This is a genomic window from Herbaspirillum camelliae, from assembly GCF_001929405.1.
Lineage (GTDB): Bacteria > Pseudomonadota > Gammaproteobacteria > Burkholderiales > Burkholderiaceae_D > Herbaspirillum > Herbaspirillum seropedicae.
The window spans coordinates 1,398,443-1,413,723 of the sequence record NZ_KV880769.1 but is presented as its reverse complement, the minus strand read 5'-3'; the positions used below and the strand labels follow the sequence as shown (position 1 = coordinate 1,413,723).

At 62.9% G+C, this 15,281-nt stretch carries 15 protein-coding genes; 9 read left to right on the top strand and 6 right to left on the bottom strand.

From position 1 onward, the window contains the following. The first annotated feature begins 39 nt into the window (after positions 1–39). Complete coding sequence (locus BGK68_RS06370) at positions 40–1,218, top strand: XRE family transcriptional regulator (protein WP_075256381.1); 1,179 nt, start codon at positions 40–42, stop codon at positions 1,216–1,218. Here the strand turns inward: BGK68_RS06370 and BGK68_RS06365 are convergent. The 3 genes from BGK68_RS06365 to BGK68_RS06355 form a co-directional block, all read right to left on the bottom strand. After that, entirely contained in the window at positions 1,179–1,811 is a 633-nt protein-coding gene (locus BGK68_RS06365; RefSeq protein ID WP_075256380.1) for a hypothetical protein, read from the bottom strand. The two genes, BGK68_RS06370 and BGK68_RS06365, sit on opposite strands and share 40 nt — an antisense overlap. A 250-nt stretch (positions 1,812–2,061) precedes the next feature. After that, complete coding sequence (locus BGK68_RS06360; protein ID WP_075256379.1) at positions 2,062–2,712, bottom strand: 3-oxoacid CoA-transferase subunit B; 651 nt, start codon at positions 2,710–2,712, stop codon at positions 2,062–2,064. A 13-nt stretch (positions 2,713–2,725) separates the two neighbouring features. Then, a complete protein-coding gene (locus BGK68_RS06355; protein WP_013236556.1) occupies positions 2,726–3,421 on the bottom strand; it encodes a CoA transferase subunit A in 696 nt (231 codons plus the stop codon). 271 nt (positions 3,422–3,692) lie between these two features. On the opposite strand from BGK68_RS06355, the gene BGK68_RS06350 reads away from it, so the two are divergent. Beyond that, positions 3,693–4,253, top strand: a complete 561-nt coding sequence (locus BGK68_RS06350) for a PAS and helix-turn-helix domain-containing protein (RefSeq protein ID WP_075256378.1) — start codon at positions 3,693–3,695, stop codon at positions 4,251–4,253. A 4-nt stretch (positions 4,254–4,257) separates the two neighbouring features. Here the strand turns inward: BGK68_RS06350 and BGK68_RS06345 are convergent, their stop codons facing one another. Then, positions 4,258–5,184 carry a LysR family transcriptional regulator gene (locus BGK68_RS06345; protein WP_075256377.1) on the bottom strand — a complete coding sequence of 309 codons (927 nt, stop codon included), beginning with the start codon at positions 5,182–5,184 and terminating at the stop codon, positions 4,258–4,260. Between the two features lie 123 nt (positions 5,185–5,307). On the opposite strand from BGK68_RS06345, the gene BGK68_RS06340 reads away from it, so the two are divergent. From BGK68_RS06340 to BGK68_RS06325, 4 genes are all read left to right on the top strand, one after another. Beyond that, positions 5,308–5,919 (top strand): NAD(P)-dependent oxidoreductase, encoded by a 612-nt coding sequence (locus BGK68_RS06340; protein ID WP_075256376.1) that lies wholly within the window; start codon positions 5,308–5,310, stop codon positions 5,917–5,919. Positions 5,920–5,998: 79 nt separating this feature from the next. Continuing rightward, positions 5,999–6,724 (top strand): DsbA family protein, encoded by a 726-nt coding sequence (locus tag BGK68_RS06335; RefSeq protein WP_075256375.1) that lies wholly within the window; start codon positions 5,999–6,001, stop codon positions 6,722–6,724. A 570-nt stretch (positions 6,725–7,294) separates the two neighbouring features. Continuing rightward, positions 7,295–7,492 (top strand): hypothetical protein, encoded by a 198-nt coding sequence (locus BGK68_RS06330; protein ID WP_075256374.1) that lies wholly within the window; start codon positions 7,295–7,297, stop codon positions 7,490–7,492. 122 nt (positions 7,493–7,614) lie between these two features. Continuing rightward, positions 7,615–9,360, top strand: a complete 1,746-nt coding sequence (locus BGK68_RS06325; RefSeq protein ID WP_075256373.1) for a methyl-accepting chemotaxis protein — start codon at positions 7,615–7,617, stop codon at positions 9,358–9,360. A 25-nt stretch (positions 9,361–9,385) separates the two neighbouring features. Here the strand turns inward: BGK68_RS06325 and BGK68_RS06320 are convergent, their stop codons facing one another. Both BGK68_RS06320 and BGK68_RS06315 read right to left on the bottom strand, forming a co-directional pair. Beyond that, positions 9,386–10,027: an HAD family hydrolase gene (locus BGK68_RS06320; RefSeq protein ID WP_075256372.1), complete on the bottom strand. Its 642-nt coding sequence runs from the start codon at positions 10,025–10,027 to the stop codon at positions 9,386–9,388. A 90-nt stretch (positions 10,028–10,117) separates the two neighbouring features. Further along, positions 10,118–11,536, bottom strand: coding sequence for an aminotransferase-like domain-containing protein (locus tag BGK68_RS06315; RefSeq protein ID WP_075256371.1), 1,419 nt, complete (start codon positions 11,534–11,536; stop codon positions 10,118–10,120). A gap of 338 nt (positions 11,537–11,874) precedes the next feature. On the opposite strand from BGK68_RS06315, the gene BGK68_RS06310 reads away from it, so the two are divergent. The 3 genes from BGK68_RS06310 (at position 11,875) to BGK68_RS06300 (ending at position 15,196) form a co-directional block, all read left to right on the top strand. After that, positions 11,875–13,203: an aspartate aminotransferase family protein gene (locus BGK68_RS06310; RefSeq protein ID WP_075256370.1), complete on the top strand. Its 1,329-nt coding sequence runs from the start codon at positions 11,875–11,877 to the stop codon at positions 13,201–13,203. Positions 13,204–13,237: 34 nt separating this feature from the next. After that, positions 13,238–14,731, top strand: a complete 1,494-nt coding sequence (locus BGK68_RS06305) for a CoA-acylating methylmalonate-semialdehyde dehydrogenase (protein ID WP_075256369.1) — start codon at positions 13,238–13,240, stop codon at positions 14,729–14,731. Positions 14,732–15,019: 288 nt separating this feature from the next. Continuing rightward, complete coding sequence (locus BGK68_RS06300) at positions 15,020–15,196, top strand: hypothetical protein (RefSeq protein WP_233149245.1); 177 nt, start codon at positions 15,020–15,022, stop codon at positions 15,194–15,196. The last annotated feature ends 85 nt before the right edge of the window (positions 15,197–15,281 follow it).

Sequence of the window (15,281 nt, the reverse complement as noted above, 5' to 3'; positions counted from 1 at the left end):
CTTGACGCGCACCGCTGGCCTGCCTACCATGCGTGGATCATGCTCAACGTCTCCCTGATCCAGCAATCCATGCAGCAGCTCGGCCTGACCCGGAGCGCCTTGGCCCTTGCCTGCGAGGTCAGCAAAGAGGCCGTATCGAACTGGCTGTCTGGCCAATCCCTGCCGCGACCGCGCAAACTGCTGTTGCTGGCGCAGGCGCTGCAGATCGAGATCACTGAACTCATCGCGCCCGAAGACGAACCCGTCATCGCCTACCGGACCACGGGCGAGCAGCGCGCCAGCGCTGCGGCGCTGGACGCCGCACGCACTGCTGCCGAGCATCTGCAGGAACTGTTGCCCTACCTGCCCCATCCCCGGCTGTTCTCGCCAGCCGTACTCGAAAGGCCTTCGCTGGAAGACGCGTACTTGCAGGAAACCACCAGGCAAGTCCGAGCCCGGCTGGGACTGGCCGCCGACGCTCCGGTGCAGCGTGCCCAGCTGCTAGCGCTGCTGCAGGATTTTGGCGCCATCCTGGTGCCGGTGTACTGGAACCAGCAGCGGCAAGGACACGAAAACGCACTGAGCATCTACCTGCCGCGCAGCAAGAGCGCCTGGGTCTTCGTCAATCTGTATTCCCGCATCGATGAATTCAATGCCTGGCTCGCCCATGAACTGGCGCACTGCTACACCCTGCATGCGCTGCCCTCCGAGGAAGGCGAACTCTTTGCGGAACGGTTCGCGCAGTCGCTGTTGTTCCCGCTCAGCGCTGCCGCCAGGGCAGCCGCGGAGATGAGCGGCACGCCAGTCGATCAGGCCTTGCGCCAGGTAGCCTGGCATGCCGGAAAATACGAAGTGTCGATGACGACCATCGTCGCCCAGGTCGATGCCTGGCTATCGAGCCAGGGCCGCAAGACCAGCGGCCTCAAGCGCAAGCTGCGCGGCCCCGGTGGGCATATCGATGGGAGCCGGGAGGCCGGCACGATCAGTGCAGCGCTATGGGGTGCGGACCAGCTACCGGCAGAACAATACCTGAGCATCACCGCGCGCTGGTTCAATACGCCCATATTCGACGCACTGGCGAACTGGCAGGTCGCGCAGGGTGGGCGCTCTCCTGCATTCGTGGCCAGTGCACTCAATATCGATATCGGCCAGGCGGTAGAGATTTCGTTTGCGCTGTCCAAGCCGGGGGCGTGCTCAGGTCACAGCGCATCGGCTGATTCACCGAACAGCGCGCGGTAACGCCTGCGCCAATGCGCGGGCAGCAAGGTATCGATGCGCAGCCAGGTCGATACCGTGTCGCGCCGCTGTTGCGGGCTCAGGCGCTCATGCTGCTCCAGCAAATGCAGGAGGGCCAGCGAATCGATGCAGGCCTGCGGCGCATCCTCATCGGAAGAGATGAGATCCTGGGTCAACTGGGTCAAGGCCTTCTCGTCGGTTGCGATGACACTGCGCAGCACGACTGCCGTTGCCAGCAGTTCGATATCCTCCCGCGAGAGCGGCATCAGCCCCGCGCCGCCAGCGTTGCGATGCTGGACGAAGAGCCTTGCGTAGACCGCAAGCTGCGTACGCTGCGTCTCCACCAGACGCTTCTTGGGCTGTGTCAGACGCAGCGCGCCCCGATCCAGATCCAGCGAACGCGGCGCGATACCGACGTGGGAGAAGGTCTGCACCAGCCGTGGATTGCCCTTGAATTCATCGATGAGGGAAGCCAGGGTCAACAGACGGTAGCCACCCACGACCTGGCCCAATAGCGGGATGACCGGCGAGCAGTAGATGCGCAGGAAGCAGTTGGTATCGAGCAGGATGAAGCCCGGGCTCGGCGCTGTTGGCATGGACGGATACGGCAGGTTGATGGGTTGGGACAGCAGCCGAAAAGTATAGTCAGCCTGCCCGCACCTCTGCCCGCACGTCATTGTTCATGCGGCAAAAACCGATGAATGTGGATGATTCTTCCCGTCCCGCACGGTACCTCCCCTTGCCGCCTGCACCCAAGAAAAAGAGCGCCATTGACATGGCGCCCTCATCAAGGACTCGGCAAGATCACCGCATCTACGTCATCCAAGGCATCTGCGGCGTGCGCGCTCAGACCTCGCTCACATCCAGCGGCGCCTCGGTCTTCTCGATCACTTCTTCCTTGGTCACGCCGGTCGCCAGTTCGATCAGCTTCAGACCGCCCGGGGTCACGTCGATCACGCCCAGGTCGGTGATGATGCGGTTGACCACGCCCACACCGGTCAGCGGCAGGTTGCAGTCGTGGAGGATCTTCTTCGACGTACTGCCATCCTTGGCCTTGGCCACGTGTTCCATCAGTACCACCACGCGGCCCACGCCGGCCACCAGGTCCATCGCGCCGCCCATGCCCTTGACCATCTTGCCGGGGATCATCCAGTTGGCCAGGTCGCCCTTGGCCGAGACCTGCATCGCACCCAGGATGGCGATGTTGATCTTGCCGCCACGGATCATGCCGAAGGAATCCGCCGAGCTGAAGAAGGACGAGCCGGGAATGGTCGTCACGGTCTGCTTGCCGGCGTTGATCAGGTCGGGATCGACCTGGTCTTCGGTGGGGAAGGGGCCGATGCCCAGCAGGCCGTTCTCGGATTGCAGCCACACTTCGATATCGCTGGGAACGTGGTTGGCCACCAGCGTGGGCAAGCCGATGCCCAGGTTCACGTAGAAGCCGTCCTGCAGTTCCTTGGCTGCGCGCGCAGCCATTTCATCTCTGGTCCATGCCATTTTCTGTGTCTCCTTAGGCGCGCACGGTGCGTTGTTCGATGCGCTTCTCGGGCGTGGCGTTGACCACGATGCGATGCACGAAGATGCCGGGGGTGTGGATCTGGTCCGGGTCGAGCTGCCCCACTTCCACCAGTTCTTCCACTTCCACCACGGTGACCTTACCGGCCATGGCGACGTTGGGGTTGAAGTTGCGCGCGGTCTTGTTGAAGACCAGGTTGCCGGCCTTGTCGGCCTTGTGCGCCTTCACCAGCGACACGTCGGCCACCAGCGAACGTTCCATCACGTAGCGCTCGCCATCGAACTCGCGCACTTCCTTGCCCTCGGCCACCAGGGTGCCCACACCGGTCTTGGTGAAGAAGGCCGGAATGCCGGCGCCGCCGGCGCGCAGCTTCTCGGCCAGGGTGCCTTGGGGCGTGAACTCCAGTTCCAGTTCGCCGGCCAGGTACTGGCGCTCGAATTCCTTGTTCTCGCCCACGTAGGAGGCGATCATCTTCTTGATCTGGCGGGTGGTCAGCAACTGGCCCAGGCCGAAACCATCGACGCCGGCGTTGTTGGAAATGGCGGTCAGGTTCTGCACGCCCGAGTCACGCAGGGCGGCGATCAACGCCTCGGGGATGCCACACAGGCCAAAGCCGCCGACCGCAATGGTCTGGCCGTCCTTGACGATGTCTTTCAACGCGGTGGCCGCGTCTGGATACACTTTGTTCACGAGTCTCCTTTCGGCTCTTGTCTTGCGAGCAGGGTTGCAAGCGGGCCGGCGGACATGCCGGCGTCAACAGGGATGGGCGCAGGGGCTTCTCTTGCGCGACGCCCGAAGACGTCGCCGGGCCCCGTTCGGCTCCAAATAGCGCCAATTATCATAGGGCAGCTGAAATAGGCCATACAATACGGTAAAAATACCTGGCGCGATGCAGCATGGTATCGCCCGCGCGGCGATCCCGCCAGGTGCGAGGGACCAGCCGAACATTTGCCGCAACTCCATGACCCAGCCACTTCCCATCGATTTCGAACAGGTTTTCATGCACGCGCCCATCGGCATGTGCGTCTCGCACAATCGCGTCATCCAGCAGGCCAACCTGGCCATGGCGGCGATGTTCGGCTACGAGGTGGGGGCGCTGCGCCAGACTTCCTTCCAGGAAATCTATCCCACCGCCGACGAATTCGAGCGCACCGGCCTGCGCCTGGTGCCCATCCTCAACGAGAAGGGCTTCTACTCCGACGAGCGCATCATGAAGCGCTCCAACGATGAAATGTTCTGGTGCCACGTCACCGGCCATGCGCTCAACCGCGACAACCCGCACGCGGCCGGCATCTGGACCTTCGAGGATGTCAGCGCCAAGCGCCCCATTGCGCCCGGCCTGACCCCGCGCGAACGCGAGATCGCCGCGCTGCTGGTGGAAGGCAAGACCAGCAAGCTCATTGCGCGCCAGGTCGAACTGAGCCCGCGCACGGTGGAAATGCATCGCGCCCGCCTGATGCGCAAGTTCGCCGCCGCCACCTCCTCGGAGCTGGTCCACAAGCTGCTGAGCATCACACCCTGATCCATCAGAACGGCTGGCCGGCGAAACGCTGCGCCAGGAAATCGAGCATCGTGCGCAAGGTCGCCGGCATGTGCTTGGGCGAGGCATAGACGCCATACATGCCCAGTTGCAAGGGCTCGTAGTCCGGCAACAGCTGCACCAACTGGCCGCTGGCCACCAGCGGCGCGACCGTATAGGCCGGCATGTGGCCGATGCCCACCCCGGCCAAGACCGCCTGCAGCAGCACCGTCACCTCGTTGGCGCTGATACTGCCGCCCACGGCGACGGTCAGGGGCTTGGGCGCTGAAGCGCCCCTCCCGCTCTTGGCTTTTTTCTTCTTGGGATCGAACTGCCACAGGCTGCGCCCCACATAGGAGTGCGTCAGGCAATTGTGCAGGGCCAGGTCCTCCACCTTGCGCGGCAATCCGTGGCGGGCCAGGTAATCCGGCGTGGCGCAGATGATCGAACGGCACACGCCCAGCGGACGCGCGATCAGGTTGGGCTCCAGCCGGTTGGTCATGCGGATGGCCAGGTCGATGCGCTCTTCCACCAGGTTCACGGTGCGGTCCAGCGCCAGCAGGTCCACCGCCACGCCGGGATAGCGGCGCCCATACTCCACCACCGCCTGGATCAGCTGGGTCTGGGCAAAGGAAGTGCTGGCCGTGATGCGCAAGAGTCCGCGCGGTGTCTCGTCAGGCGCATCGAGGGCGTGACGCATGTCCTCGGAATAGTCCAGCATCTGCCGGCAGCGCGGCAGCAGTTCATTGCCGGCGGGCGTGAGCGAGAGCCGCCGCGTGGTCCGGTGCAGCAGCCGCGCGCCGACCCAGTCTTCCAGTTCGGCCACGTAGCGCGAGACCACCGGCCGCGACAAATCCAGTTGCTCGGCCGCCGCCGACAGGCTGCCGCTGTCGACCACCGTCACGAACACCTGCATGGCCATCAAGCGATCCATCCCCTCACCTCATGATTTGAACGATTTCAGAAACAAACTGTGTTTGATTATGCTGTTTTTCGAAATCAAAAGCGATCCTATGATGGCCGCTCCTGACACCTCAGACACAGAAAAGGAAACATCATGAAGATCGCACTCATCGGCGCCTCCGGCAATGTCGGCAAGCGCATCGCGGACGAAGCTCTGCGCCGTGGCCACACCATCATCGCCATCGCTCGCGACGCCAGCAAGATCGCCCAGCGCACCGGCGTCACCGTGGTCGCCGCCGACGTCAAGGACGCCGCCGCCCTGAGCGCCGCCATCAAGGGCGCCGATGTGGTCATCTCCAGCGGCCGCTTCACCACCTTCGGCGCGGCCGATCTGCTGCCCGCCGTGAAGACCGCTGGCGTCAAGCGCCTGGCCGTCGTGGGCGGTGCAGGCAGCCTGGAGATCGCACCGGGCAAGGCCTTGATCGACACGCCGGAATTCCCCGCCGAATACCTGCCCGAAGCCGCCGGCGGCCGTGACTTCCTCCATGCCCTGCGCACCGAGACCGAGCTGGAATGGACCTTCCTGTCGCCCTCGGCGATGTTCGTGGCCGGCGAGCGCACCGGCCAGTTCCGCCTGGGCAAGGATGCATTGCTGGTCGGTGACGATGGCAAGAGCTGGATCTCCTACGAGGACTTCGCCGTGGCCCTGCTGGACGAACTGGAACAGCCCAAGCACGTGCGTGCGCGTTTCACGGTAGGCTACTGAGCCTGGCCGTAATCCGTAGGGCCTGACAGTGCAGAAAACGTCAGGCCCTGTGCCGTTTCATTCAAGAGGACATCGCACCATGACCACCCCCGCCGTCACGCACGACACCGTGCTTCATTACATCCATGATCCGCTGTGCGGCTGGTGCTATGGCGCTGCGCCGCTGGTGGCGGCGGCGCGCCAGGTGCTGCCGGTGCAGGCGCATGGCGGCGGCATGATGGCCGGGCGCAATCGCAGACGCGTGGACGCCCAGTTGCGCGATTACGTGATGCCACATGACCACCGTATCGCCCAGATGACCGGCCAGGTCTTTAGCGAGCCCTACTTCAATGGATTGCTGAAAGACACCGACGCCGTCTTCGACTCGGCCCCGCCGACCGCTGCAGTGCTGGCCGTGCAGGCGCTCAAAGGAGAAGCGGCGGGACTGGACATGCTGGCAGCGATCCAGCGCGCGCATTACCAGCAGGGACGACGCATTTCCGAGCCCGCCACGCTGACCGAACTGGCACAGGCGCTGGACATCGAAGCCGCTGTCTTCAGCGCCGAACTGCAACGTATCGAGCAGGAAGAACTGGCCGACCACATCGAGGCCAGCCGTGAACTGCTGAACTACGTCGGCGGACGCGGCTTCCCCACCTTCGTGCTGCAACGGGGCGATACGCTGGAGGTGCTCGATACCGGACGCTGGCTGGGCCAACCGGAACAGTGGGCGAATTATCTGCGCGATGAAACGCGGGCTTCATCGTCCGGGCAAGCTGACAGCGGCCTGACACAGTGCGATCTGCAGAGCGGCCGCTGCAACTAGCTCTGTGCACAGGCCGCCAACCTTGCTCTTAGCATGACCGGCCTCTGGGCAAGATGCAGCCAACTGACGCAAGGTGCTGGCCGACCTTGCTGCGTTCGGAGATAAGCTCGCGGCCGTAAAGCAGTACGCCGACATCATCAGCGTCATCGACAGCACCTCTTCCCAGACCAATATCCTCGCCCTCCATAAGCGGTGTCGTTTCCAGCGCGGAACAGAGCAAAGGCATCCAGGAAATCAAGAACGCGATTTTCGCAAATGAAATGGTCGCGGACCTTCGGTGACCGCAGCGGTGGTTTTCTGAGCGTGCGAGAAAGCGTCTATCCCCCACCCCTGGATGCGCCCCCAATACTCACCATACCTCACGGTGTCTTGCATCACTTCGCAACACTTCCCGATGGAAGATGCCTTTTGGGGAAAATCCCTAGGTACAAAAATCCACCACGGAATTATATTAATTGCTGAGCTCCGTCATTGCGCAGTCGCGGCGCGCCTACAGCACACCGGCAGATCAATGATGTTGCGAACGGGAAAATGAAATCCCGTTGGCCCATCCCTTCCGAGGAAACCCAAATGGACATCGAAGATGCTGGCAAACATCTTGCTTCGGATCAGCCAAGAGCATTGCTTCATCAACTGAGCAGGCTGCAAGAGATCATGGAAAGCCTGACGACCACCTTTGAAGAACTGGCGCTTGATGCAGGCACCGAACAGGATTGCGCTGCAAAGGCAGTCGCCAGGGCAGTGCTGTCCAAGGCGATGCAACGGTAATGAGGCTTGTTATGTAATGGTCGCAGCTGGGGAGCTGCCGACTATCTATGCGCCATCGATTTTCGATGGCGTTCAACTTGAACAATGACCGGCGAGGGCCGGTTCGTAGAGGGGTGGAAAAAATGTCTGGATCAATGACCGTGGGTCGAAAACTGGGGTTGGCGTTTCTGTGCGTCGTCATCGTATCGCTGGTGGGCAGCAGCTTGTCCCTGTTGAACTTCAACAGGCTGGAAGGCGCCAGTGCGATGAATATCCATACCTACCAGGTCATGGGCAAGGCCGATGACATGCTGCTCAACATGGTCAATATCGAGACCGGCATCCGTGGCTATGTGGCATCGGGCAATGAGGCTTTTCTGGATCCGTACAAAGGTGGCCGCAAGGATTTCAAGGTCGCCTTTGACGATGCCAAGTCGCTGACCGCGGACAATCCAGTCCAGCAGAAGCGGCTTGCTGAAATGCAGGAGCTGAGCAACAAGATCGAGGAAGTCGACCAGAACCTGATCAAGCTGAGAAAGGAAGCCAATGCCAGCGGCTCCCAGCAGGCGCTGCAAACCTATTTCGGCGCGACCCACGACAAGATCTTCATGGATCGCTTCCGCGTGCTGCAGAAGGAATTCGTGGATGCTGAAGAGTCCCTGCTCAAGGAACGCGGCGAGCTGGTGCGCTCCCTGAGCAAATCGACGCTGATCGTCATGATCTCGGCCGGCGCGCTGACGGTCCTCCTGGCCATCGGCGCTGGTCTGGTGATCACGCGCAGCATCGTCAACGCGCTCGGTGGAGAACCGGGTGCAGCCGCCGAGGTTGCGCAGCAGATCGCCGCAGGCGACCTGACCGTGGCAGTGCCGCTGAAACCCAATGACAGCCGTAGCCTGATGGCGTCGCTGGGCAGCATGCGCGAGCAGCTGACCACCATCGTGCGCGGCATACAGACCTCGGGCGAATCCATTTCCGTCGCCGCCAACCAGATCGCCAGCGGTAACACCGATCTGTCGCAGCGTACCGAGGAGCAGGCAGCGTCACTGGAAGAAACCGCATCGAGCATGGAAGAACTGACCTCGACGGTGCGCCAGAACTCCGACAATGCCCGGCAGGCCAATACCCTGGCGGAAAACGCCTCCACGCTGGCGGCCAAGGGCGGCGACGTGGTCAGTCGCGTCATCGATACCATGAACGAGATCTCCGACAGTTCCAGCAAAGTCTCCGACATCATCACGGTCATCGAAGGCATTGCGTTCCAGACCAACATCCTGGCCCTGAATGCGGCCGTCGAGGCCGCCCGGGCGGGCGAACAAGGACGCGGCTTTGCCGTGGTCGCCAGCGAAGTGCGCTCCCTGGCGCAGCGCAGCGCGGCTGCCGCCAAGGATGTCAAGGACCTCATCACCTTGTCCGGCGAGCGGGTCGAGCGCGGCACGCATCTGGTGGGCGAAGCCGGTCAGACGATCAATGAAGTGGTGCAGGCCGTGCGCAACGTGACCGACATCATGAATGAGATCACGGCGGCCTCGTCGGAGCAGACCACCGGCATCGAGCAGGTGAACCAGGCGCTGAGCCAGATGGATCAGGTCACCCAGCAGAATGCGGCGCTGGTGGAGCAGGCCGCAGCGGCCGCCCAGGCCATGTCGGAACAGGCCACCGAACTGCGCAGTGCGGTGGGCATCTTCAAGACCGGCGCCGTTTCGGTACAGCCACAACCCGCATCGCCCCGTCCAGCCAAGGTCGTCAATCCAGCGCCCAAGGTGCGTGCCGCCGCAGCTCGCGCGCTGCCGCCCAAGGCTGCCCCTACTACCACTACGGCCAATACCGTCAAGAAAGAACCATCACCGCCCAAGGCCGCTGACGCCTCCGGCGAATGGGAAACCTTCTAGGCAGGTCGCAGCAACCCAGGCAGGTTCAGACCGGCAGGCCCAGGGCGCGCAATTGCGCCCGGGTGCCTGCCGCATCGACGTGATGGATGCCATGCCAGCCCAGTGCGCGGCAGGCATGGATGTTCTTCTGTGCATCGTCGATGAAGACCAATTCCTCCGGCTTGAGATCGGGCAGATGCCGAGCATAGCGCTCCAGCGCAATCTGGTAGATGCGCGGCTCGGGCTTGATGCAGCGCTCGTGGCCTGAGACCACAATATCGCGGAAGACCTGCATGAAGTCGTGCTTGTCGCGCGCATGCGGATAGGTTTCGGCCGACCAGTTGGTCAGGCCAAACAACGGCACCTGCTGCGCATGCAATTCCCGCAGCAGCGCCACCCCTTCCGGCAACGGACCGCGCAGCATTTCCACCCATCGATCATAGAAGGCGCGGATCAGCGTTTCGTGCTGGGGATGCTGCTGGATCAGATGCGCAGTGGCCTCGGCCAGGGTGCGTCCGCGATCTTGCTGCACGTTCCATTCGGGCGAACAGATGTGGGTAAGAAAATGATTGCGTTCCTGCTCGTCTGCAATGAGCTGCCGATACAGATACTGCGGGTTCCAGTCGAACAGTACGCCGCCGAAGTCGAAGACGACGGCGCGGATGGGGCTTGGTGCGGAAAACGTCATGGTTGGAATCCTCTGGAAATGCGGGTATGACTCACCGATGATCGCGGGCCAGGGTCACTGCGTAGCGTGCGCAGCAATGGCATGCGCGCCCTACAAGCCTCGCAAGAAATCAAACAGCTCCGGCACGTCAGCATAACCGACATTGAACCGGAAGCTGGTCTGGTGCGGCGCCGCCAGATGGAAGAAATCCCCCGGCGCAAGCCAGATGCCCTTCTGCCGCGCGCGGTCGGCGATCTCGCGCGCCGACAGTTCGCAACCCTCGATGGTGGCCCAGCTGAACATGCCGCCACGCGCCGCCGTAAAGGGAGTCAGTCCCACTTCGGTCAGCTTGGCGTTCAAGGTTGCCTGGGCATTGAGCAAGGTGGCGTTGAGCGTCTGCACATGACGCCGGTGATGGCCTTCGGTGAGCACGTTATGCACCAGGCGCTCGTTGATCTCCGAATTGGTGAGCGTCAAGACCATCTTGGTATGCACGATCTGCCGCGCCAGCTCGCGCTGGCAGGCGATGTAACCCACCCGCAATGACGGCGCGATGGTCTTCGAATAACTGCCCACGTAGATCACCCGCTGCAAGCCATCCAGCGCCGCCAGCATGGGATCGGTGGCCTGGCCGAGTTCGCGGAAGATGTCGTCCTCCACCACCCAGAAGCCATGCCGCTCGGCTGCCTGCAACACACGCATGGCGCAGGCGGGCGTGTAGGAAGTGCCGGTGGGATTCTGCAGCACGCTGGTGGTGAAGAACATCTTGGGGCGGTGCGTGCGCGCCAGCGTCTCCAGCATGTCGGTGTCCACCCCGCCCGGGGTCCGCGCCACGCCGATCACGTTCAACCCGGCCAGGCGCAGCATGGCGATGAGGTTGCAGTAGCCGGGGTCGTCGATGAGCACCGTATCGCCGGGCTGGGTCATGGTGCGGATCACCAGGTCCAGCGCCTGCGTGGCGCCGTGGGTGGTCAGGACCTGCTCGATACCCAGCTCCAGCGACCAATGGCCGAGGAACTGCGTGATCAGCTGGCGCAGCGGGGCATAGCCGTAGGGGTGGCCATAGCCAACCTGCTGCGCGCCGGGGGAACGGATGATGCGGCGCTCGGCCTGATGCAAGCCTTCGTCGTTGAGCCACTTGCCGGGCAGCCAGCCACAACCGGCCTTGATGGGCACGCGTTCGTCGGCAAACATTTCCGACAGCAGCCAGGCTGAATCGATCACCGGCTCAGGCGGGACGAAGACGGCGTGCTGGCCCGATTGTCCGGCGCGGGCGGCGACGAAGAAGCCTGCTCCGCGACGGGCTTGCAGCATGCCGCGCGCCACCAGTTGCTCGTAGGCTTCCACCACGGTGGAAGAGCCGATGTCGTGGTGCTGCGCAAACTGGCGCACCGAGGGCAGGCGCTCGCCGGAGCGCAGCTCGCCCGTTTCGATCAGGCCGGCCAGGCCATTGGCGACCTGCTCCACCAGACGGGCGCTGGTCTTGCGCTTGAGGTCCAGTTGCAGGGGGGCGCGGGCGGGCTTGGCCATGTCTTCCTTTCGGACAAAGTGTGATGCTTGCGGGCTACTGCATTGCTGCAAGGACGCAAGGTGTAAGGAGAAATCGGGAACTGTATTGCTCATCGTCGCCACGGTGTGCGCATCCCCGGATCGCCGCATACTCCGCTAGGTGCAAGGCTTGGGCGCGTTACACAGTAACTGCCGGCCACGCCGGCTCCCGCAGGGTGAAGCAATACAGTTTGCCTCTTTGACCAATACAGTTTCCAACGAAAATCAAAAGTGTAGCTAACAATACGGCCACTGTATGGCAATAATCAAGCACTGTCATTTCGATCTCCGGATTTCTTCTCTTTTTCACGGTGCCTGCCATGTCCAGCCAAGACCCAACGCATCCGTCCAGCCTGTCGGCCTACTGGATGCCCTTCACTGCCAACCGCAATTTCAAGGCCGCGCCGCGCATGCTGGTCTCCGCCGAAGGCATGCATTACCGCGATGACGCCGGCAATGCCATCCTGGACGGCACCGCCGGCCTGTGGTGCGTACCGCTGGGCCATGCCCATCCCAAGATCGTGTCGGCCGTGCAGAAGTCGGTGGCCACGCTGGACTATGCGCCGTCCTTCCAGCTCGGCCATCCCAGCGCCTTCGAACTGGCCGAGCGCTTGAAGGCCTATACCGGCAACCGCTTCAGCAATGTGTTCTACACCGGCTCCGGTTCGGAGGCGGTGGATACGGCGCTCAAGATCGCCCTGGCCTATCACCGCGCCAAGGGCAACGCTACCCGCACCCGCCTGATCGGCCGCGAGCGCGGCTATCACGGCGTGGGCTTCGGCGGCATGTCGGTGGGCGGCATCGGCGGCAACCGCAAGACCTTCAGCACCGCGCTGCTGCCGGGCGTGGACCACCTGCCGCACACCCACAATCTGGAAAAGAACGCCTTCACCAAGGGCGAGCCGGAATACGGCGCGCACCTGGCCGATGAACTGGAACGCCTGGTCACCCTGCACGACGCCACCAACATCGCCGCCGTGATCGTGGAACCGGTGGCCGGCTCCACGGGCGTGCTGATCCCGCCCAAGGGCTACCTGAAGCGCCTGCGCGAGATCTGCACCAAGCACGGCATCCTGTTGATCTTCGATGAAGTCATCACCGGCTTTGGCCGCCTGGGGACGCCCTTTGCGTCGGACTACTTCGATGTGGAACCGGACATCTTCACCACCGCCAAGGGCCTCACCAATGGCGTGGTGCCGATGGGCGCGGTCTTCGTGAAGCCGGAAATCCACGATGCCTTCATGAGCGGCCCGGACGGCATCGAGCTCTTCCACGGCTATACCTATTCCGGCCACCCGCTGGCCTGCGCGGCTGGCCTGGCCTCGCTGGAGGTGTTCCAGACCGAGGGCGTGCTGGAGAACGCGCAAGCGGTCGCCGATTATTTCCAGGAAGCGGCGCACGCCCTGCGCGGCCTGCCGCACGTGATCGATGTGCGCACCATTGGCCTCATCGCCGGTATCGAGCTGGCCTCCATCCCGGGCCGCGTCGGCGCCCGCGCCTATGACGCATTCGTGCGCGCCTTCAACGACGGCATCCTGATCCGCGTGACCGGCGACATCATCGCGCTGTCGCCGCCGCTGATCATCAACAAGCAGCAGATCGACGAACTGTTCGGCAAGCTGGCGGCCATCCTCAAGACGCTGGCCTGATCACACCCTTTTCGTATTTACGCAAGAAAGAGTCATGGAAAAGATTGCACACTACATCGGCGGGCAGCGCGTCGATACCAGGAGCGGGCGCTACGCCGATGTCTTCAACCCGGCCCAGGGCGTGCCGGTGGCGCAGGTGGCCCTGGGTACGAGCGACGAAGTCGATGCGGCGGTGAAGGCCGGTGTGGCCGCCTTCCCGGCCTGGTCCAACACGCCGCCGCTGACCCGCGCCCGCGTGCTGTTCCGCTTCCTGCACCTGATCCAGCAACGGGCCGATGACTTCGCCCGCATCATCGTGCGCGAGCATGGCAAGACCTTCTCGGATGCCCAGGGTGAAGTGGCGCGCGGCATCGAGGTCGTCGAATTCGCCGCCGGCATTCCGCAGATGCTCAAGGGTGAATACACCGACCAGATCGCCCGCGGCATCGACGCCTGGTCGATGCGCCAGGCGCTGGGCGTGGTGGCCGGCATCACGCCGTTCAACTTCCCGGCGATGGTGCCGATGTGGATGTTCCCCATCGCCATTGCTTGCGGCAACTGCTTCGTGCTGAAGCCGTCCGAGCGCGATCCCTCGGCGTCGCTGCTGATCGCCGATCTGCTCAAGGAAGCCGGCCTGCCCGATGGCGTTTTCAACGTCGTGCAAGGTGACAAGGTGACCGTGGATGCGCTGCTGGATCATCCGCAGGTCAAGGCCATCAGCTTCGTCGGCTCGACCCCGATTGCGGAATACATCTATGCCCGTGGCTCGGCCAAGGGCAAGCGCGTGCAGGCGCTGGGCGGCGCCAAGAACCACATGGTGGTCATGCCCGACGCCGACATGCAGTTGGCAGTGGATGCCTTGATGGGCGCGGCCTACGGCTCGGCCGGCGAGCGCTGCATGGCGATCTCGGTAGCAGTGGCCGTGGGTAGCGCCGGTGATGAACTGGTGGCCGCACTGGCCGAGCGCGCACGCAATCTGAAGATCAACGAAGGCATGGCGGCCGGCGCTGAGATGGGACCGGTGGTGACGGCGGCGGCGAAGGAGCGCATCGAGGGGCTGATCGGGCGTGGCGTGGAAGAAGGCGCGACGCTGGTGGTCGATGGTCGCGGCTACCAGGTGCCGGGCTTCGAGAAGGGTTTCTTCGTCGGCGGCACGCTGCTCGATCACGTCACGCCGGAAATGACGGTGTACAAGGAAGAGATCTTTGGCCCGGTGCTGTGCGTGCTGCGCTGCCCGGACATCGCCAGCGCGGTGGAACTGATCAATGCGCACGAGTATGGCAATGGCGTGGCGGTCTATACCCGTGATGGCGGAGTGGCGCGTGAGTTCGTGCGCCAGATCGAAGTGGGTATGGTCGGAGTCAACGTGCCCTTGCCGGTGCCGATGGCCTTCAGCAGCTTTGGCGGCTGGAAGCGCAGTCTCTTCGGCGACCATCACATGTACGGACCAGAGGGGGTGCGCTTCTACACCCGGGCCAAGGCGGTGATGCAGCGCTGGCCCAATACGGCCAGCGCCGGGGCAGAATTTGCGTTCCCGCAGATGAAATAAACAGGATCAACGGCATGAAGTTTTCATGCCGTTTTTCTTTTCGGGTGAGTATGATGAAGGACCTGGCCAGAACATGGCCATCATCTTGCTGGTGCAGAAAAGGTCAGGCGCGGTGCAGAAGACATCATCTGTCCCAGCACGCAGGAAGTAGATAGAAGACCTGCACCAAAAGCAAGAAAACTTAGAAAACCAGACCGTCGTGGACGACCGGTGGAGACACACCGGCAGCACGGGAGAACGGCAAGCCCACATTTGGAGACACGCTCTTCGGAGCGGCAGGAGGAGCCCATGATGGCTCACGCCATGCAGCACAAAGGCGCGCTGCTGCAGCGTTTTTTCATCATCACGTGCTGGCTTGCGGCGCTTGCGCAAGACAGTGCGGCCCTGTTGATCGATGCTTTTCCGCTCGTTCGTGGCGGAGGATTTCACACGTCCATGCAATCCATCCATGCCCTGCTTTCCTAATTTTTTGGGAGGACACAGGCATGGAACTTGCGTTGACGGGCAGTAATGCAGTGTTGCGCATTTCCTTGGATGTCATCTTTCAATC

Excerpts from the sequence above, each read along its gene's own strand:
- BGK68_RS06370 (WP_075256381.1), top strand. The coding sequence starts at position 40 with ATGCTCAACGTCTCCCTGATCCAGCAATCCATGCAGCAGCTCGGCCTG.
- BGK68_RS06365 (WP_075256380.1), bottom strand. The coding sequence starts at position 1,811 with ATGCCAACAGCGCCGAGCCCGGGCTTCATCCTGCTCGATACCAACTGC.
- BGK68_RS06360 (WP_075256379.1), bottom strand. The coding sequence starts at position 2,712 with ATGGCATGGACCAGAGATGAAATGGCTGCGCGCGCAGCCAAGGAACTG.
- BGK68_RS06350 (WP_075256378.1), top strand. The coding sequence starts at position 3,693 with ATGACCCAGCCACTTCCCATCGATTTCGAACAGGTTTTCATGCACGCG.
- BGK68_RS06345 (WP_075256377.1), bottom strand. The coding sequence starts at position 5,184 with ATGGATCGCTTGATGGCCATGCAGGTGTTCGTGACGGTGGTCGACAGC.
- BGK68_RS06340 (WP_075256376.1), top strand. The coding sequence starts at position 5,308 with ATGAAGATCGCACTCATCGGCGCCTCCGGCAATGTCGGCAAGCGCATC.
- BGK68_RS06335 (WP_075256375.1), top strand. The coding sequence starts at position 5,999 with ATGACCACCCCCGCCGTCACGCACGACACCGTGCTTCATTACATCCAT.
- BGK68_RS06330 (WP_075256374.1), top strand. The coding sequence starts at position 7,295 with ATGGACATCGAAGATGCTGGCAAACATCTTGCTTCGGATCAGCCAAGA.
- BGK68_RS06325 (WP_075256373.1), top strand. The coding sequence starts at position 7,615 with ATGTCTGGATCAATGACCGTGGGTCGAAAACTGGGGTTGGCGTTTCTG.
- BGK68_RS06320 (WP_075256372.1), bottom strand. The coding sequence starts at position 10,027 with ATGACGTTTTCCGCACCAAGCCCCATCCGCGCCGTCGTCTTCGACTTC.
- BGK68_RS06315 (WP_075256371.1), bottom strand. The coding sequence starts at position 11,536 with ATGGCCAAGCCCGCCCGCGCCCCCCTGCAACTGGACCTCAAGCGCAAG.
- BGK68_RS06310 (WP_075256370.1), top strand. The coding sequence starts at position 11,875 with ATGTCCAGCCAAGACCCAACGCATCCGTCCAGCCTGTCGGCCTACTGG.
- BGK68_RS06305 (WP_075256369.1), top strand. The coding sequence starts at position 13,238 with ATGGAAAAGATTGCACACTACATCGGCGGGCAGCGCGTCGATACCAGG.
- BGK68_RS06300 (WP_233149245.1), top strand. The coding sequence starts at position 15,020 with ATGATGGCTCACGCCATGCAGCACAAAGGCGCGCTGCTGCAGCGTTTT.